Source organism: Bacillus sp. AFS001701 (assembly GCF_002559405.1).
In the GTDB taxonomy this organism is placed as follows: domain Bacteria; phylum Bacillota; class Bacilli; order Bacillales; family Bacillaceae_G; genus Gottfriedia.
The window spans coordinates 1-2,756 of sequence record NZ_NTZO01000325.1 but is presented as its reverse complement, the minus strand read 5'-3'; the positions used below and the strand labels follow the sequence as shown (position 1 = coordinate 2,756).

Here is a 2,756-nt window from a genome sequence, read left to right as displayed (position 1 = left end):
TAATATAAATTTAACTATGCACAAGATTTTCCAGTAAAAAAGGTGTATCATTAAACTGTTTTTTTATCTTAAGTGTTCCTTCATACTGTATCCACACTATAATTTTATTAGCTCCTCAAAAATTAATGAAATTACTAAAATATAACCAACGATGTCCACTATCTTTTAAATTTTTTTATGTTCTTAAATTACTACATGTATTAGAATTTTTTATTATTAGGAGATTACTATGAATTTCGAACAATTAGAGTATATTGTTTATGTAGCAAATGAAAAATCAATATCTAAAGCTGCCGAAAAGTTATATATCTCTACATCAGCTATAAGCCAATCAATTTCACAACTAGAAAGAGAATTAAATATAACAATATTTAATCGTTCAAGGATAGGAACTACTCCTACACCTGAAGGAAATATTGTAATAATGAAAGCAATAAATATATTATCGAATATTAAGCAATTAAACGAGGAACTTTTTAACTTAAATATTAAAAAGGAAAAACAATTAAAAATCGTTGCAGCAACAGCATTTTTTGATATTTTTCAAGAAGCAGTAACAAACTTCAACTTAGAAAATCCTCAAATCTCGATTGACGTTGAGGAAATGCTTCAAGAGCAGTTACTAAAAAGTTTTAATCCAGATCGTTATGATGTTGGTTTCCTACCAATAGAGAAAGAAGAATTAGATAAATATCCAAAATTGGGTAAAAAGTTAATCAGTAGAGCTAGAGTAGGTATAGTAGTTGGAAAGAATTCTAAATTATTCAATTATGAATACGTAACACCTGCAGATTTAAATAATGAGAAAATAGTAATATTAAAAAATACAAAAAATGGCATTGTAAAAAAGTTTTCAAAATGTATTACTAATCATGTTATCTTAACGACAAATAATCCTAGACTACTCTTAAACGTTGTAAAGGAAAGTGCTGGTTTTTCTTTTATTCATGAGTTTACAGTAAAAAACTACCCAACATTTCGTAATGATGAACTCAAAGTAATACCGATTACATATACTGATGAAACGAATTACATCTATCAGGATATATGGGCTATTTATTCGCGAGAACATGGACTATCAAGTTCATCCAGTGAGATTATTAAACACATATTATTTCAGTTAAATAAATAATGAAAAGGAATAGGAACAATCTATCTAAAAGGCTTTCTATTCCTTTTTCATTTTATTCATAAGTAACAAATGCAATCTGAACAGATATAATTTATAATAAATAAAAAGTTTTCTTGATTTCTTTAGGAGGTGATCTATTATGACAAGTACCGTTAATTTGTCAGATAAATCAACATCCCATGCAAAGCCTAGATTTAGAAAGGCGATACTTTGCATGGGTAGGTTTTACTAATCGCCCAAGTAAGCAGTTCTGAGTCAACGGCTTTGCACCTTATTTACTAAATAAGAATAAGGGGCTCCGCAAAGATGGCATATATAAAAGCAACTGCTGTTTTACCTGAAAAGTTATTATTGGAAATACAAAAATACGTACAGGGAGAAACACTTTATATTCCAAAATCTGAAAAAGTTCACAAAAAATGGGGCTCACGTTCAGGTACAAGAAAGCTAATTGATAATCGAAATAAAGCAATTAAAGAAGCATTTAAAAACGGTCAATCAATTGAGCAATTAGCGAAAGAATATTTTCTCTCAATCGAAACAATAAAAAAAATTGTATATACTAAATAAATCAAAAAACACTGATTAATATAAGTGTTTTTTTATGGCAACTTTGTTTCTTACATAAACTCAACATATATAAATTCACTATTTTGATGTAAATTAAAGATGTTAAGTTATAAATCGAACTTCCCTCTCAAATTAGGAGTGATATAAATGAAACCTTTTATAAGAACAGAACAATATAATTTTATTAAACATCAACTTCATGTCTTAACAAATGGACATTCTACAGTAAATGATAAAACAGTTTTAAATGCTTTACATTCACTTGTTAATGATAAAATACTAAGTTTATTTCCTGAACTAACTGAAGATCAACAACTACTCTTCAGTCCAATTAGCACAATTAAAAATTCTGATGAAGCAGATGTTTTACTGAACCGATTAAAGCCTTATATAATTCCTTTTAAAGAAGTATCAGAACAATCCATCAAAAAGCTATTTCCTAAAGCTAAAAAGTTAAAGCTTCCTTTATTACAAAATATTGATTTAGTTGAGACAACATATATTGGATGGGATGACTTAGGCTCTAATTCAAAGTTTATTGTCACATATTTAAATGACAAATTAATTGGTTTACAAGGTACTTTTAATCCTATGAAAAAAAGAGGCAACTGTACAATATGTAATAAATACGGTGATTTAGGATTATTCATGACAAAAACAAAAGGAAAAATTGAAGGTACTTTTACCCAAAGAGGAAATTACATTTGCAAGGATAGCCATGTATGTAATCAAAATGTTATGTCGCTAGAAAAACTGCATGATTTTATTATGTTGGTTAAATAGTGAAAACTGAAAATAACCTTGTCAATTAATGACCAAATTTTCGTAAAAGGAGTCTAGTGAAGTTGATTTCCACTACGAGATGCTCGCTTTCCATGGGGCGAGATTCTTAAGCCTCCTCGGCAAGCCTGCGGGGTCACAGTCTTCCCGCTTATCCCATAGGAGTCGAGCACCCCTTCGTTCCAATCAATTTATTCATCAAAAAAATGGTTACTCTTGAAAACTACTTTAATATCCTTTACTTAGAGTATCATTTGAATTTGTTTTTCTAAAA

General features: G+C 28.9%; 3 protein-coding genes. All 3 read left to right on the top strand.

Annotation, left to right across the window (positions count from 1 at the left end; genetic code table 11):
- Nucleotides 1-229 precede the first annotated feature (229 nt).
- The 3 genes from CN514_RS19080 (at nt 230) to CN514_RS19070 (ending at nt 2,485) form a co-directional block, all read left to right on the top strand.
- Nucleotides 230-1,132, top strand: coding sequence for a LysR family transcriptional regulator (locus CN514_RS19080; protein WP_098233958.1), 903 nt, complete (start codon nt 230-232; stop codon nt 1,130-1,132).
- A 306-nt stretch (nt 1,133-1,438) separates the two neighbouring features.
- The gene (locus tag CN514_RS19075; RefSeq protein WP_098233957.1) at nt 1,439-1,702 is read left to right on the top strand and encodes a CD3324 family protein; all 264 of its coding nucleotides are present in this window, start codon (nt 1,439-1,441) and stop codon (nt 1,700-1,702) included.
- Nucleotides 1,703-1,849: 147 nt separating this feature from the next.
- Nucleotides 1,850-2,485 carry a FusB/FusC family EF-G-binding protein gene (locus CN514_RS19070; protein ID WP_098233956.1) on the top strand — a complete coding sequence of 212 codons (636 nt, stop codon included), beginning with the start codon at nt 1,850-1,852 and terminating at the stop codon, nt 2,483-2,485.
- Nucleotides 2,486-2,756 lie beyond the last annotated feature (271 nt).